We start from the raw sequence: 14,313 nt of genomic DNA, 5'->3' as shown, positions 1-14,313 counted from the left end.
CTTTACCCGGTGCCGCGTGGCTTCGACCAGGCATGGCTTACAGAGGCTCGTTGGCCTCTTCCTCGAAGGCGGCGGCGAACAGCGGCTCTTCCTCGACGATGTCTTCCTGGGCGACGAACTCAGCGTCCACCAGTTTGCTGGCAATTTCACGCAGGGCGACGACGGTCGGCTTGTCGTTTTCCCAGGCGACCTTCGGCTCCTTGCCGCCGGTGGCCAGCTGACGGGCGCGCTTGGTGGCCAGCATGACCAGCTCGAAGCGGTTGTCTACGTTCTCCAGGCAGTCTTCAACGGTAACGCGGGCCATGGTGATCCTCGTGGCAAATAGCAAATAAGGCTGGGCCCGGATGGGCGAGCGGACTGGATAGTCTAAAAAATCACCAGCGTTTAGGGAAGCCCCACGGCATAGGTGTTGGGCTCGCGAGCCGAAGTGAGGCCGGGCAAACGGCGCCGAGGAAGCTGAATTACACCTCTGAATGGCGCTGCGGAGCCGGCGGTCAGGCCAGCAGCTCGCTCAGCAGTCCCGCGTGGCGTTGTTGCTGGCTGCTCTGCACCAGGCGGTTGGCGCGGAAGATCGAACGCAGGTCTTCCAGGGCATGGGCGAAGTCGTCGTTGATCACCAGGTAGTCGTATTCGACGTAGTGGCTCATTTCGCTGACCGCGTCGCGCATGCGCCGCTCGATGATCTCGGCGCTGTCCTGGCCGCGGTTGGTCAGGCGGTGGCGCAGCGCCTCCTGGGTCGGCGGCAGGATGAAGATGGAGCGGGCCTGGGGCATCAGCTTGCGCACCTGCTGGGCGCCCTGCCAGTCGATCTCGAGGATCAGGTCGAGGCCCTGGGCCAGGGTCTGCTCGACCCAGACCTGCGAGGTGCCGTAGCAGTTGTCGAAGACCTGGGCGTGCTCGAGGAACTCACCGCGCTGGATCATCGCGCCGAACTGCTCATGGTCGACGAAGTGATAGTTGACCCCGTCCGCCTCGCCAGGACGCATGGCGCGGGTGGTGTGGGAGACGGAGACGCGGATGTGCGGCTCGCTGTCGAGCAGGGCCTTGACCAGGCTGGTCTTGCCGGCGCCGGAGGGTGCGGAAACGATGTAGAGGGTGCCGGTGGTGACGGTCATCTGTCTGTCCTGGTGAGGGCGTGGCTCGAGCCTGGTGGCTTATTCGATGTTCTGGACCTGCTCGCGCATCTGCTCGATCAGAACCTTGAGGTTGACGGCGGCCTGGGTGCTGCGCGGGTCGAAGGCCTTGGAGCCGAGGGTGTTGGCTTCGCGATTGAGTTCCTGCATGAGGAAGTCCAGGCGCCGGCCGGCGGCGCCGCCGGCCTTGAGCACGCGGCGCACCTCGGTGACGTGGGTGGCGAGGCGATCCAGCTCCTCGGCCACATCGCTCTTCTGCGCCAGCAGCACCAGCTCCTGCTCCAGGCGTTGCGGGTCCAGCTCGGCCTTCATCTCGGCGAAGCGCGCCTCGATCTTCTGCCGCTGGTTGGCCAGCATCTCGGGCACCAGCACACGCAGCGCGGCGACTTCATCGAGGATGCCGTCCAGTCGCTCGCCCAGCAGCTTGGCCAGTTCCGCGCCTTCGCGGGCGCGGCCGCTCTTCAGCTCGCCGAGGGCCTGCTCGAACAGCCCCAGCGCGGCGGCGTTGAGCGCCTGCGGGTCGGCGGCATCGGCCACCAGCACGCCGGGCCAGCCGAGCACTTCCAATGGATTGAGCGGCGCCGGCTGGCGGATCAGCGCGGCCACCTGTTCGGCGGCGGCGATCAACTGGCGGGCGCGTTCGTCGTCCACTTGCAGGCTCTTGCCGGCGCCTTCCTCGGCGAAGCGCAGGGTGCATTCGACCTTGCCGCGCGACAGGCCCTGGCGCAGGGCCTCGCGTACCGCGCCTTCGAGGTCGCGGAAGGCGTCCGGCAGGCGCAGGTGCGGCTCCAGGTAACGGTGATTGACCGAGCGCAGTTCCCAGCTCAGGGTGCCGTGGGCGGACGCCGACTCGACGCGGGCGAAGGCGGTCATGCTGTGCACCATGGGCGAACCTCGAGGAAAGGGGATGGGGGCCGGATTGTAACCCAGTGCGACCGTCGGCCCAATCGGGCGTGCCGTGGCCTTCCCGGCAGCCCTATAATGCCGGGCAGGTGGGCGTCGAGACGTCCGAGATTTTCGCTTTCTACAGGATCAGCAGATGAAACGTCCCAGCGGCCGTGCTTCCACCCAGTTGCGTTCCGTGCGCATCACCCGCAACTACACCAAGCACGCCGAGGGTTCGGTGCTGGTCGAATTCGGCGACACCAAGGTGATCTGCACCGCCAGCGTCGAGTCCGGCGTGCCGCGCTTCCTCAAGGGGCAGGGCCAGGGCTGGCTGACCGCCGAATACGGCATGCTGCCGCGCGCCACCGGTGATCGTAACCAGCGCGAGGCCAGCCGCGGCAAGCAGGGTGGCCGCACCCTGGAGATCCAGCGCCTGATCGGCCGCTCGCTGCGCGCCGCGCTGGACATGAGCAAGCTGGGCGAGAACACCATCTACATCGACTGCGATGTGATCCAGGCCGACGGCGGCACCCGCACCGCCTCCATCACCGGCGCCATGGTGGCGCTGGCCGACGCGCTGAAGGTGCTGAAGAAGCGCGGCGCGCTGAAGGGCGAGCCACTCAAGCAGATGGTCGCCGCCGTGTCCGTGGGCATCTACCAGGGCGAGCCGGTGCTGGACCTGGACTACCTCGAGGACTCCGCCGCCGAGACCGACCTCAATGTGGTGATGACCGACGGCGGCGGTTTCATCGAAGTGCAGGGTACCGCCGAAGGCGCCCCCTTCCAGCCTGAAGAACTGAATGCCATGCTGGCGCTGGCCCAGCAGGGCATGCGCGAGCTGTTCGAATTGCAGCGCGCGGCCCTCGCCGACTGAACCCCATCCACCCGGAGAGCCCCATGGAAGAGCAGAACCTCAGCCCCACCCCGAGCCCGGAAGCCCGCCAGTGGGCGATGTTCTGCCACTTCGCGGCCTTCGCCGGGTTGCTGATCCCGTTCGGCAACCTGCTCGGCCCGCTGATCGTCTGGCAGCTCAAGCGCGACCTCGACCCCTTCGTCGATGACCAGGGCAAGGAGGCGCTCAACTTCCACATCACCGTGTCCATCGCCGCGCTGGTGTGCATGCTGCTGGCCGTGGTCGTGATCGGCTTCCTGCTGTTGCCGCTGCTCGGCCTGGCCGCCCTGGTGCTGACCATCATCGGCGGAATCAAGGCCAACGAGGGGCGGTCCTACCGTTACCCGCTGTGTTGGCGGCTGATCAAGTGATTCGCCGGCCCCGCATGCGGGGCCTTTTTCTGCATCTGCATCCACTCACATAAGGAAATCGGAAGTGGCCGGAGCCAGTCTGTTAACTCTGCTCGACGACATCGCCAGCGTGCTGGACGACGTCTCGGTGATGACCAAATTGGCGGCGAAAAAGACCGCCGGCGTGCTGGGCGACGACCTGGCGCTGAATGCCCAGCAGGTCACCGGGGTCAAGGCCGAGCGCGAGCTGCCTGTGGTCTGGGCGGTGGCCAAGGGCTCGATGATCAACAAGCTGATCCTGGTGCCGGCGGCGCTGCTGATCAGTGCATTCGCGCCCTGGCTGGTGACGCCGCTGCTGATGATCGGCGGTGCCTTCCTCTGCTTCGAGGGTTTCGAGAAGCTGGCGCACAAGTTCCTGCACAGCAAGGAGGAGGACCAGCGGCACCACGCCGAGCATGTCCAGGCACTCGCCGACCCCGCGGTGGACATCGAGGCCGTCGAGAAGGACAAGATCAAGGGCGCGGTGCGTACCGACTTCATCCTCTCGGCCGAGATCATCGCCATCACCCTCGGCGTCGTCGCGGAGCAGGCCTTCATGCAGCAGGTGCTGGTGCTGTCCGGCATTGCCGTGCTGATGACGGTGGGTGTTTATGGCCTGGTCGCCGGCATCGTCAAGCTGGATGACGCCGGCCTGTACCTGAGCCAGCGCGCCAGCGCGGCGGCGCAGAGCCTGGGCCGCGGCATCCTCTGGCTGGCGCCGTGGCTGATGAAGCTGCTGTCGGTGGTCGGTACCGCGGCCATGTTCATGGTCGGCGGCGGCATTCTCACCCATGGCATCCCGGGCGCTCACGACCTGATCCATCACTGGGTCGAAGCGATCCACGCGATACCGGCGGCAGGCGGTGTGCTGGCCGTACTGGCACCAACCCTGATCGACGCGCTGTTCGGTGTGCTGGTGGGTGCGCTGGTGCTGGCCGTGGTGAGTGCCGCGGGCAAGGCCTGGAGCGCGCTGCGCGCCTGAGAGCCTGCCGAAGATCGTCGGCCAGGCTGCGTTGCAACGCAGTAACGACTGCGGGCTGGTCGGATGGGCTCGGAGCGCGGCTTGCGGCTAACGCGTCTGGCGCGGCCCGAACGGCAAGTGCAATGAGTCCGCTCATTGCTCCGCGCCCTTGCCCAGCCCCGCCTTGGCTCTAGCTCAAAAGATCGTAGACAGGCTGTGAGGCTTGGGGCGAACTGGCTGCTTAAACGCTGAGCAGCCAGTCGTAGTCGACGATCAGCGGCGCATGCTGGGAGAAGCGCGGCTGGCGCGGCATCTTGGCGTTGCGCACGATCCGGCGCATGCCCGGCGTGAGCAGCTGATAGTCGAAGCGCCAGCCGAGATTGAGCATCTCCGCCTGTTCGCTGTCCGGCCACCAGCTGTACTGGTCGCCCTCGCGGCTGACTTCGCGCAACGCGTCGACGTAGCCCATGGTGCCGATCACCTCGTCCATCCAGGCGCGCTCCGGCGCGAGGAAGCCCGGTAGCTGCTGGCTGTCACGCCAGTTCTTCACGTCCAGCTTCTGGTGCGCGACGTAGAGCGAGCCGCAGTAGATGTACTCGCGGCGCTTGCGGCGCTGCTTGTCCAGGTAACCGGTGAAGTCGTCGATGAACTTGAACTTGTGATTCAGGCTCTCGTCGCCGTTCAGGCCGGACGGCAGCAACAGGGTGGCGATGCTCACCTTGTCGAAGTCGGCCTGCAGATAACGTCCGTAACGGTCGGCCATCTCGAAGCCGAGGCCGTGGATCACCGCCTTGGGTTGCAGGCGCGAATAGAGCGCCACGCCACCCTGGGCGGGCACTTCGGCATCGGCCGCGTAGAGAAAGTAGCCATCCAGCTGATAGGCCGGATCGTCCAGTTCGAAGGAGGAGACTCTTGTATCCTGCAGGCAGATCACGTCGGCATTCTGGGCCTGCAGCCAGCTGAGCAAACCTCGCTCGACCGCGGCCTGAATACCATTCACGTTCACACTGATGATCCGCATAAATGGCCCCCAAAAACACCTGCGTGTATGATACCCGAGCTCATTCCCATTAGCTAAATTCACAGCTAAATCCGTGCCGTACGGAGCTTTGCATGCAGGCGTATCAACGCGAATTCATCCGTTTTGCCATCGAGCGCGGCGTGCTGCGCTTCGGTGAGTTCACGCTCAAATCCGGGCGTACCAGCCCCTATTTCTTCAATGCCGGCCTGTTCGACAGCGGTCTGGCCCTGGCCAAGCTGGGGCGTTTTTATGCCTCCGCGCTGGTGGATGCCGGCATTAGTTTCGACGTGCTGTTCGGACCGGCCTACAAGGGCATCCCGCTGGCCGCGGCCACCGCCGTGGCTCTGGCCGAGCACCATGAACGCGACATGCCCTGGTGCTTCAATCGCAAGGAAGCCAAGGACCACGGAGAGGGCGGCACCCTGGTCGGTGCGCCGCTGGCCGGTCGAGTGATGATCGTCGACGACGTGATCACCGCCGGCACCGCGATTCGTGAGGTGATGCAGATCATCCAGGCCCAGGGCGCCCAGGCGGCGGGTGTGCTGATCGCGCTGAACCGCCAGGAGCGTGGCCAGGGTGAGCTGTCGGCGATCCAGGAAGTGGAGCGCGACTACGGCATGCCGGTGGTCAGCATTGTCTCGCTGGAGCAGGTGCTGGATTATCTCGCCGGCGATGCCGAGCTGAAGAAGCACCTGCCGGCGGTGGAGGCCTACCGCGCGCAGTACGGTATCTGACTAGAAGGATTGGCTCATGCCCCAGCAGTTGCTCCTCGCCGTGTTCGTTGCGACAGTCCTGTCTCAGGCCGCGGTGGCTGCGCAGCCGTCCAAGGCCGACTCTTCTGTCGAGTACTATCGCTACACGGACAGCCAGGGCAGGGTTGTGCTCAGCCGGCAAGGAGTGCCGACGGAGTACATCTCCAAGGGCTATGAGGTGCTGAACGACGGGGGCAGGGTGATTCGTGTCGTGCCACCGGCGCCGAGCTTCGAGGAGCGCAAGCGTCTGGCTGAGGAAAAGGCCAAGGCCAAGTCCGATGCCCAGTTGCTGCGCATCTATTCCGAACCGGCCGACGTCGAGCGGGCTCGTGATCGCAAGCTGGCGGAGCTGGACGGTACCATCAGCGTCGCGCAAAGCAATCTGCTCTCCCTGCGCACCCAGCAGGCCAACCTGCAGGCGAAAGCCGCCGAGTTCGAGCGGGCGGGACGCCAGGTGCCCGAGCACCTGCTGGTGCAGATCGACAATCTCAAGGCCGAACAGGCGAGTGTGGAAAAGAGCATCGAGCGCTACCGACAGACCCGCAAGGACGCCGAGGTTTCGTTCGCCGCCGACCGCGCGCGCCTGATAGAGCTGCGCGGCGAGTGACCCCGCCGCGCGGCGCCGTCAGTGGTGGCGCTTGCGGTTGGTGATGAGGGTGCCGACGCCGCTGTCGGTGAAGATCTCCAGCAGCACCGCATTCGGTACGCGACCGTCGATGATATGCGCGCTGGTCACGCCACCTTGCACGGCCTCCAGGGCGCAACGAATCTTCGGCAGCATGCCGCCGTAGATGGTGCCGTCGGCGATCAGACTGTCCACCTGCTCGGTGGTCAGACCGGTCAGCACCTCGCCCTGCTTGTCCATCAGGCCGGCGATGTTGGTCAGCAGCATCAGCTTCTCGGCCTTCAGCGCCTCGGCCACCTTGCCGGCGACCAGGTCGGCGTTGATGTTGTAGGACTCACCGTCGGCGCCCACGCCGATCGGGGCGATCACCGGAATGAAGTCGCCCTTGACCAGCATGTTCAGCAGTTCGGTGTTGACGCCCGTCACCTCGCCCACGTGACCGATATCGATGATTTCCGGCTGGGTCATCTCCGGGGTCTGGCGGCTCACGGTCAGTTTCTTCGCGCGGATCAATTCGGCGTCCTTGCCGGTCAGGCCGATGGCGCTGCCGCCATGGCGGTTGATCAGGTTGACGATGTCCTTGTTGACCTGGCCGCCGAGCACCATCTCCACCACGTCCATGGTCTGCGCGTCAGTCACGCGCATGCCATCGATGAAGTGGCTCTCGATCGACAGGCGCTTAAGCAGATCGCCGATCTGCGGGCCGCCACCATGCACCACCACCGGATTGATGCCGACCGCCTTCATCAGCACGATGTCGCGGGCGAAGCCTTCCTTGAGCTCGTCGCTTTCCATGGCGTTGCCGCCGTACTTGATGACCAGCGTCTTGCCGACGAAGCGACGGATATAGGGCAGCGCTTCGGACAGGACCTTGGCGACTTGAGTGGCGGCATCACGATTGAGGTTCATGGTGGAACGGACTCCGGGGCGGATCAGAACGGCAGGTTGAGGTCGGGAGCGACGTTGTATAGCTGGGCGCGGAACACTTCCTTGATGCGCGTGAGCTCCTCCTCGGTCTCCGCCTCGAAGCGCAGCACCAGCACCGGCGTGGTGTTGGAGGCGCGGACCAGGCCCCAGCCCTTCTGGTAGTCGACGCGCACGCCGTCCAGGGTGGTCAGGTTGGCCTCGCCCCACACGCCGTCGCGCTGCAGGCTCTCGATCAGGCGGAACTTGTTCTCGTCGGTGACGGTGACGTTGATCTCCGGCGTCGAGATGTCCAGCGGGAAGGCGGAGAACACGTGCTCGGCATCGCGGCGATCCTGGCTAAGGATTTCCAGCAGGCGCGCGGCGCTGTAGATACCATCGTCGAAGCCGAACCAGCGCTCCTTGAAGAACACGTGGCCGCTCATCTCGCCGGCCAGCAGGGCGCCGGTTTCCTTCATCTTCTTCTTGATCAGCGAGTGGCCGGTCTTCCACATCACCGGGCGGCCACCGTAGCCGCTGATCAGCGCGCCCAGGCGGCGGGTGCATTTGACGTCATAGATGATGTCGGCGCCGGGATTGCGCGAGACCACGTCCTTGGCGAACAGCATCATCAGGCGGTCCGGATAGACGATGGTGCCGGTGTTGGTCACCACGCCGACGCGGTCGCCGTCGCCGTCGAAGGCCAGGCCCAGGTCGGCGCCCTCGCTCTTCACCCGGGCGATCAGGTCTTCCAGGTTCTCCGGCTTGCCCGGGTCCGGGTGGTGATTGGGGAAGTTGCCGTCCACCTCGCAGAACAGCGGGATCACGCTGCATCCCAGGGCCTCGATCAGCCTGGGCGCGATGACCCCGGCCACGCCGTTGCCGCAGTCGACCACCACCTTGATCGGCTTGGCCATCGCGATGTCGTCGCGGATGTGCTTGAAGTAGCGGTCGAGGATATCGATCTGCTCGACGCTGCCGACGCCGCTGGCCAGGTCGTTGTTGTCGATGCGCGCCTTGAGGCCCTGGATCTGCTCGTTGGCCTGGGTGTCGCCGGCGATGACGATCTTGAAGCCGTTGTAGTCCGGCGGGTTGTGGCTGCCGGTGAGCATCACGCCGGACTTGCCTTCCAGTACGTGGGTGGCGAAGTACAGCACCGGAGTCGGCACCATGCCGATGTCGGTGACCTGGCAGCCACAGTCCAGCAGGCCCTGGATCAGCTGTTGCACCAGCTGCGGGCCGGACAGGCGGCCGTCACGGCCGACGGCGACGTTGGGCTCGCCCTGGGCCAGGCTCTCGGAGCCGATGGCGCGGCCGATCCAGTAGGCGGCCTCGGGAGTCAGGGTGTCGCCGACCACGCCGCGGATGTCGTAGGCGCGGAAGATGCTGGCGGGGAGTTTCGGTGGGGTCTGTACGTTTTGCACGGCGCTATCCATGAGGGGTTGCTCCAATCCCAGGAGGTCCTGGTCTTCGTCGAGAATGTCGATATCGAGGATATCGGTGGCCTGGAACAGCGGGTCCGCCAACTGCACGGGTCTGGACGCCGCCGAGGGGGCAGTGATCGAGGAACTGCCGGCCCCATGTATCGGGGCTTCTTGTTTGGGGCGCGGCAGGCGCGCCAGGCTCTGCGCCAGCCCGTCGAGGGCGGCGAAATGAAGAGCGAAGGGTTTGACCGACTTTCCGCTGGAAAGCTCCTGCAGCATTCCGGCCAGTTGCTGCACATCGCCGCGCAGGCGGCCGAGCAGGTGGTTGCGGGTGAGCATCAGGCCGAGCAGCGCGCCGGCCAGGGCCAGCAGGGCGGCGACGCCCAGGATCACCGGCGACAGCGGCAGGCCGCCCATGCCTGGCCCCGGGGTGAAGTCGAGCTTCCAGTTCGGGTTGCCGGTGTCGAAGCGCTGGGCCGCGGCATCGCCGGCGCTGCCACGTTGCAGCAGGACCTGCGGCGCGCCGTCGCCGAACTGCTGGGCGAGCTGGACCTGACCCGCCTCCGCCGGCAGGGCCGGCAGCGCAGCGAGCAGACGTTGCAGGTCGACGACCAGCAGCAGGGTGCCCTGCAGCTGTTCGCTGCCGGCGGTGCGCAGCGGGGCGGCGCTGTAGGCCAGCCAGCGCTCGCCGACCCTGTAGGCCTCGATCGCCGGTTGCTGGCCGTTTTCCAGGCGGCGCAGCATGTCCAGCGCGGCGAAGTTCATCGGGCCGGTACGGCCCACGTCCAGGGAGGCGCGGGCCGGCAGGTTGATATGCGCATCGACCACGCCTTGCCAGTGCTGCAGGCCGCGCTCGGCAACGCCGATCAGGCTGCGGTCGTCGCTCTGCAGGGCCGCCAGCAGGGCCGGATCGTTGGCCGCGGCCAGGGTGTCGGCCTGCAACTGGCGCTGGGCCTGCTGGAGTGCGCCGGCCTGGCCGCTGCCCCAGGCCTCGACCAGCTGCTGTTGCCGAGCCTGGCCACTGCCATTGAGCCCGAAACCGATCAGCGCGCCGGCCAGGATCAGCCCGCCCAGGGCGGCGATGGCGCCCGGCAGCAGGGCCTTCTGATCGTTGCCCGCCCGGGCAGGCTTGGCGGGTGCGGTGTCGACGAGTGGGGCGGTGTCCTTGGTTGCACGCTTGAATTTCACGCAACGTCTCCCTGGCAAGTGATCCCGTGCGGGCGTTTCAGTGGCTACCGGAGTGGCCGAAGCCGCCGGCGCCGCGCTGGCTGGCGTCGAACTCCTCGACCAGCTCGAAGTGCGCCTGCACCACCGGCACCAATACCAGCTGCGCGATGCGCTCGCCGACGGCGATGGTGAATGGCGTCTGGCCGCGATTCCAGCAGGACACCATGAGCTCGCCTTGGTAGTCCGAGTCGATCAGGCCGACCAGGTTGCCGAGCACGATGCCGTGTTTGTGGCCCAGGCCGGAGCGCGGCAGGATCAGCGCCGCCAGGCCGGGGTCGCCGATATACACGGACAGGCCGGTGGGGATCAGCAGGGTCTGGCCCGGCTCGAGCACGGTGTCTTGCTTGAGCAGGGCGCGCAGGTCGAGGCCGGCGGAGCCCGGCGTGGCGTATTGCGGCAGCGGGAAGTCGCTGCCCAGGCGCGGGTCGAGAATCTTGGCTTGCAGAGCGTGCATGTCGGGTTCCGTAAACGAGTGGATCAGGCGCGGTTGAAGCGCTCGGCGATGAAGGCCACCAACTGGCGGGCGATCTTGCTCTTGCTGGTCTGGGCGAAGGCGCTGGCCCGCAGTTCGCGGTCGATCACGGTGATGGCGTTCTCTTCGCTGTTGAAACCGATGGTGGGGTTGGCCACGTCATTGGCGACGATCAGGTCGAGGTTCTTGTCCTTCAGCTTGCGCGCAGCATAGTCGAGCAGGTTCTCGGTTTCTGCGGCGAAGCCCACGCTGAACGGACGATCTTCACGCCCGGCAATGGTGGCGAGGATGTCCGGGTTGCGCACCAGCTGCAGCAGCAGGCCGTCGCCGGTGGTGGGGTCCTTTTTCATCTTGTGCGGGGCCACCACTTCCGGGCGATAGTCGGCCACGGCGGCGGAGGCGATCAGCAGGTCGCAGGGCATGGCGGCCTCGCAGGCGGCCAGCATGTCGCGGGCGCTGACCACGTCGATGCGGTTGACCCGGTCCGGCGTCGGCAGGTGCACCGGGCCGGTCACCAGGGTCACCCTGGCGCCGGCCTCCACGGCGGCCTCGGCCAGGGCGAAGCCCATCTTGCCGGAGCTGTGGTTGGTGATGTAGCGCACCGGATCGATGTTTTCCTGGGTCGGGCCGGCGGTGATCAGCACGTGCTTGCCGGTCAGGGCCTGCCACTGGAAGCAGTCGGCGGCGCGCTGGGCCAGTTCGTGCGCCTCGAGCATGCGGCCGAGGCCGACGTCGCCGCAGGCCTGGCTGCCGGACGCCGGGCCGAATAGGTGGAGGCCGCGTTTCTGCAGGGCCTGGGCGTTGGTCTGGGTGGCGTCGTCACGCCACATGGCCTGGTTCATCGCCGGAGCCAGGGCGACCTGGGCGTCGGTGGCCAGCACCAGGGTGGTGAGCAGGTCGTCGGCGACGCCCTGGGTCAGGCGCGCCATGATGTCGGCGGTGGCCGGGGCGATCAGCACCAGGTCGGCCCACTTGGCCAGCTCGATATGGCCCATGGCGGCCTCGGCGGCCGGGTCGAGCAGGTCCAGGTGCACGGGGTGGCCGGAGAGGGCCTGCAGGGTCAGCGGGGTGATGAACTCGCGGCCGCCGCGGGTCATCACCACCCGCACCTCGGCACCCTGGTCGCGCAGGCGGCGGATCAGCTCCGCGCTCTTGTAGGCGGCGATGCCGCCGCCGACGCCCAGGACGATGCGTTTCCGATACAGCCGCTGCATAGGCCTGCCTTAATAATGTGGTGTGGATAGCAGCACCGCGACCTCCCTCCCCAGTTCGGTCGCCATGCGAAAAAGCCGGGCTAAGATAGCACAGGGCCTGCGCCGGAACAGCGGGCTGCACGGGCTGGCAAGGGTGCCGGCACGCTTTGCACAGGAGGTGGAATGAGCATTCGCGACTGGCCCGCGGCGGAACGCCCGCGGGAGAAACTGCTGGAACTGGGAGCGGCCGCGCTGAGCGACGCCGAGCTGCTGGCGATCTTCCTGCGCACCGGGGTGGCGGGGCAGAGCGCTGTGGACCTGGCGCGCCATCTGCTCGCCGACTTCGGCAGCCTGCGCGCGTTGCTGGAGGCGGACCTCGATTCGTTCAGCCAGCGCCTCGGTCTCGGCCCGGCCAAGTTCGCCCAGTTGCAGGCGGTGCTGGAGATGGGCCGCCGCCACCTGGCCGAACGCCTCAAGCGTGACTCGGCGCTGGAGAGCCCGCAGGCGGTGCGCGACTACCTCAAGGCGCGCCTGCGCCACGAGCCGCACGAGGTGTTCGGCTGCCTGTTTCTCGATGCCAAGCACCGGGTGATCTGCTTCGAGGCGCTGTTCTTCGGCTCCATCGACGGCGCCAGCGTCTACCCGCGGCAGGTGGTCAAGCGCGCCCTGGCACACAACGCGGCGGCGGCGATCCTGGTGCACAACCACCCGTCCGGCGTCGCGGAGCCGAGCCAGGCCGACCGCCTGCTCACCGAGCGGCTCAAGGAGGCGCTCGGGCTGATCGAGGTGCGGGTGCTCGACCATTTCATCGTCGGCGACGGCGAGCCGCTGTCCATGGCCGAATACGGCTGGGCCTAGTCCAGCCGCACCCTGGAGAAGTCCTGGCGGCCGAACGGGCTGACCTGATAGCCGCTGACCTTGTCGTTGTGCAGGGCGAATGCGGTGGGGTGGGCCAAAGGCAGCCACAGGGCCTGCTGCTGGATGACGGCCTGGGCCTGCCGGTACAGCTCGCTGCGCTGCTCCTGGCCGCTGGCGGCCTTGCCTTCGGCGATCAGCTTGTCCAGCTGCGGGTCGCAATAGCGGGCGAAGTTCAGCCCGGACTGCACCGAGGCGCAGGCGAATTGCGGGGTCAGGAAATTATCCGGGTCGCCGTTGTCGCCGGCCCAGCCCATGAACAGCAGGTCGTGCTCACCGGCCTTGGCCCGGCGAATCAGCTCGCCCCATTCGATCACGCGGATTTCCGCCTGGATGCCCACCTTGGCCAAGTCGGCCTGCAGCAACTGGGCGCCGAGGGTCGGGTTGGGGTTGAGCAGGCTGCCGGAAGGGCGGGTCCAGATCGTGGTCTTGAAGCCTTCTGCCAAACCTGCCTCGGCCAGCAGCGCCTTGGCCTTGGCCGGATCGTGGGCGTAGCCGGGCAGGTCCTTGGCGTAGCTCCAGGTGTTTGGCGGGTAGGGACCGCTGGCCGGGGTGGCGCTGCCCTCGAACACCGCCTTCAGGTAGCTGGCCTTGTCGAAGGCCAGGTTGATGGCCTGGCGCACCTGCGGTTTGTCCAGCGGCGGATGCTGGCTGTTGAGGGCGACGAAGGCGGTCATGAAGGCCGGCGTCTCGCTGATCGCCAGCTTCGGCTCCTGGCGCGCCACCTGCACGTCCAGCGGCTTGGGCGACAGGGCGATGTGGCATTCGCCGCGCTTGAGTTTCTGCAGGCGCACGTTGGCGTCGGGGGTGATGGCGAACACCAGGCCGTCGACGGCGGGCTTGCCGGCGAAATAGTCCGGGTTAGCGGTATAGCGGATCACCGCATCCTTCTGGAAGCGCTTGAGCACGAAGGGGCCGGTGCCCACCGGCTGGGCGTTGAGCTTCTCCGGCGTGCCGGCGGCCAGCAGCTGGCCTGCGTACTCGGCGCTATAGATAGAGGCGAAGCCCATGCTCAGGGTCGCGAGAAAGGTGGCGTCCGGGTGCTTGAGCACGAAGCGCACGCTCATCGGCGTCGGCGCCTCGATGCGTTCGATCAGCGCCGGCCACTGCATGGACTGCGCGTGCGGATAGCCGCTGGCGGCGACCTTGTGCCAGGGATGGGCCGGGTCGAGCATGCGCTGGAAGCTGAACAGCACGTCGTCGGCGTTCAGTTCGCGGCTGGGGGCGAACCACTCGGTGTGCTGGAATTTCACTCCCGGGCGCAGCTGGAAGGTCCAGCTCAGGCCGTCGGCGGAGACCTCCCAGCGCACGGCCAGGCTGGGCACCAGCTTGCCCGCCACGGCGTCGTAGTCCACCAGGCGGTTCATCAGCGCATCGGCGGACGCGTTGGTGGTGGTCAGGGCGTTGTACTGCACCACGTCGAAGCCATCCGGGCTGGCCTCGATGCACACGCTGAGAGTGGCGGCCTGGCTCAGCACAGGGGCGAGCAGCAGGGGCAGGGCGGCAAGGCGCATCGCGAAT

The 14,313-nt window shown here is 66.9% G+C and carries 15 protein-coding genes; 6 read left to right on the top strand and 9 right to left on the bottom strand.

Annotated features, from left to right (window positions below):
* Positions 1-37: 37 nt before the first annotated feature.
* From rpoZ to NF616_RS12925, 3 genes are all read right to left on the bottom strand, one after another.
* A complete protein-coding gene (gene rpoZ / locus NF616_RS12935; protein WP_252273696.1) occupies positions 38-304 on the bottom strand; it encodes a DNA-directed RNA polymerase subunit omega in 267 nt (88 codons plus the stop codon).
* A gap of 190 nt (positions 305-494) precedes the next feature.
* The gene (gene gmk / locus NF616_RS12930; RefSeq protein WP_252273695.1) at positions 495-1,115 is read right to left on the bottom strand and encodes a guanylate kinase; all 621 of its coding nucleotides are present in this window, start codon (positions 1,113-1,115) and stop codon (positions 495-497) included.
* Positions 1,116-1,154: 39 nt separating this feature from the next.
* Positions 1,155-2,018, bottom strand: coding sequence for a YicC/YloC family endoribonuclease (locus NF616_RS12925; RefSeq protein ID WP_252273694.1), 864 nt, complete (start codon positions 2,016-2,018; stop codon positions 1,155-1,157).
* A 154-nt stretch (positions 2,019-2,172) separates the two neighbouring features.
* Between NF616_RS12925 and rph the strand changes: the two genes are divergently transcribed.
* From rph to NF616_RS12910, 3 genes are all read left to right on the top strand, one after another.
* Complete coding sequence (gene rph / locus NF616_RS12920) at positions 2,173-2,892, top strand: ribonuclease PH (protein ID WP_252273693.1); 720 nt, start codon at positions 2,173-2,175, stop codon at positions 2,890-2,892.
* Positions 2,893-2,915: 23 nt separating this feature from the next.
* Positions 2,916-3,281: a DUF4870 domain-containing protein gene (locus NF616_RS12915; RefSeq protein WP_252273692.1), complete on the top strand. Its 366-nt coding sequence runs from the start codon at positions 2,916-2,918 to the stop codon at positions 3,279-3,281.
* 64 nt (positions 3,282-3,345) lie between these two features.
* The gene (locus NF616_RS12910; protein ID WP_252273691.1) at positions 3,346-4,281 is read left to right on the top strand and encodes a DUF808 domain-containing protein; all 936 of its coding nucleotides are present in this window, start codon (positions 3,346-3,348) and stop codon (positions 4,279-4,281) included.
* A 220-nt stretch (positions 4,282-4,501) separates the two neighbouring features.
* Here NF616_RS12910 and crc read toward each other — a convergent pair whose 3' ends face one another.
* Positions 4,502-5,281, bottom strand: a complete 780-nt coding sequence (gene crc, locus NF616_RS12905) for a catabolite repression control protein Crc (protein ID WP_252273690.1) — start codon at positions 5,279-5,281, stop codon at positions 4,502-4,504.
* Positions 5,282-5,373: 92 nt separating this feature from the next.
* Between crc and pyrE the strand changes: the two genes are divergently transcribed.
* Both pyrE and NF616_RS12895 read left to right on the top strand, forming a co-directional pair.
* Positions 5,374-6,015: an orotate phosphoribosyltransferase gene (gene pyrE, locus NF616_RS12900; protein ID WP_252273689.1), complete on the top strand. Its 642-nt coding sequence runs from the start codon at positions 5,374-5,376 to the stop codon at positions 6,013-6,015.
* Between the two features lie 16 nt (positions 6,016-6,031).
* Positions 6,032-6,640, top strand: a complete 609-nt coding sequence (locus NF616_RS12895) for a DUF4124 domain-containing protein (protein ID WP_252273688.1) — start codon at positions 6,032-6,034, stop codon at positions 6,638-6,640.
* An 18-nt stretch (positions 6,641-6,658) separates the two neighbouring features.
* On the opposite strand, the gene argB is transcribed toward NF616_RS12895, so the two are convergent.
* From argB to coaBC, 4 genes are all read right to left on the bottom strand, one after another.
* Positions 6,659-7,567 (bottom strand): acetylglutamate kinase, encoded by a 909-nt coding sequence (argB, locus tag NF616_RS12890; RefSeq protein WP_252273687.1) that lies wholly within the window; start codon positions 7,565-7,567, stop codon positions 6,659-6,661.
* Between the two features lie 23 nt (positions 7,568-7,590).
* Complete coding sequence (gene algC, locus NF616_RS12885) at positions 7,591-8,997, bottom strand: phosphomannomutase/phosphoglucomutase (protein WP_252273777.1); 1,407 nt, start codon at positions 8,995-8,997, stop codon at positions 7,591-7,593.
* A gap of 1,213 nt (positions 8,998-10,210) precedes the next feature.
* Entirely contained in the window at positions 10,211-10,666 is a 456-nt protein-coding gene (dut, locus tag NF616_RS12880; RefSeq protein WP_252273686.1) for a dUTP diphosphatase, read from the bottom strand.
* A 23-nt stretch (positions 10,667-10,689) separates the two neighbouring features.
* Positions 10,690-11,898 (bottom strand): bifunctional phosphopantothenoylcysteine decarboxylase/phosphopantothenate--cysteine ligase CoaBC, encoded by a 1,209-nt coding sequence (gene coaBC, locus NF616_RS12875; protein ID WP_252273685.1) that lies wholly within the window; start codon positions 11,896-11,898, stop codon positions 10,690-10,692.
* A gap of 162 nt (positions 11,899-12,060) precedes the next feature.
* Between coaBC and radC the strand changes: the two genes are divergently transcribed.
* A complete protein-coding gene (radC, locus tag NF616_RS12870) occupies positions 12,061-12,735 on the top strand; it encodes a RadC family protein (RefSeq protein WP_252273684.1) in 675 nt (224 codons plus the stop codon).
* Here the strand turns inward: radC and NF616_RS12865 are convergent.
* The gene (locus NF616_RS12865) at positions 12,732-14,306 is read right to left on the bottom strand and encodes an ABC transporter substrate-binding protein (protein WP_252273683.1); all 1,575 of its coding nucleotides are present in this window, start codon (positions 14,304-14,306) and stop codon (positions 12,732-12,734) included. The two genes, radC and NF616_RS12865, sit on opposite strands and share 4 nt — an antisense overlap.
* Positions 14,307-14,313 lie beyond the last annotated feature (7 nt).

It is taken from the genome of Pseudomonas subflava (assembly GCF_023823685.1).
Taxonomy (GTDB): Bacteria; Pseudomonadota; Gammaproteobacteria; order Pseudomonadales; family Pseudomonadaceae; genus Aquipseudomonas; species Aquipseudomonas subflava.
This window is presented reverse-complemented; position numbering and strand designations above follow the sequence as displayed.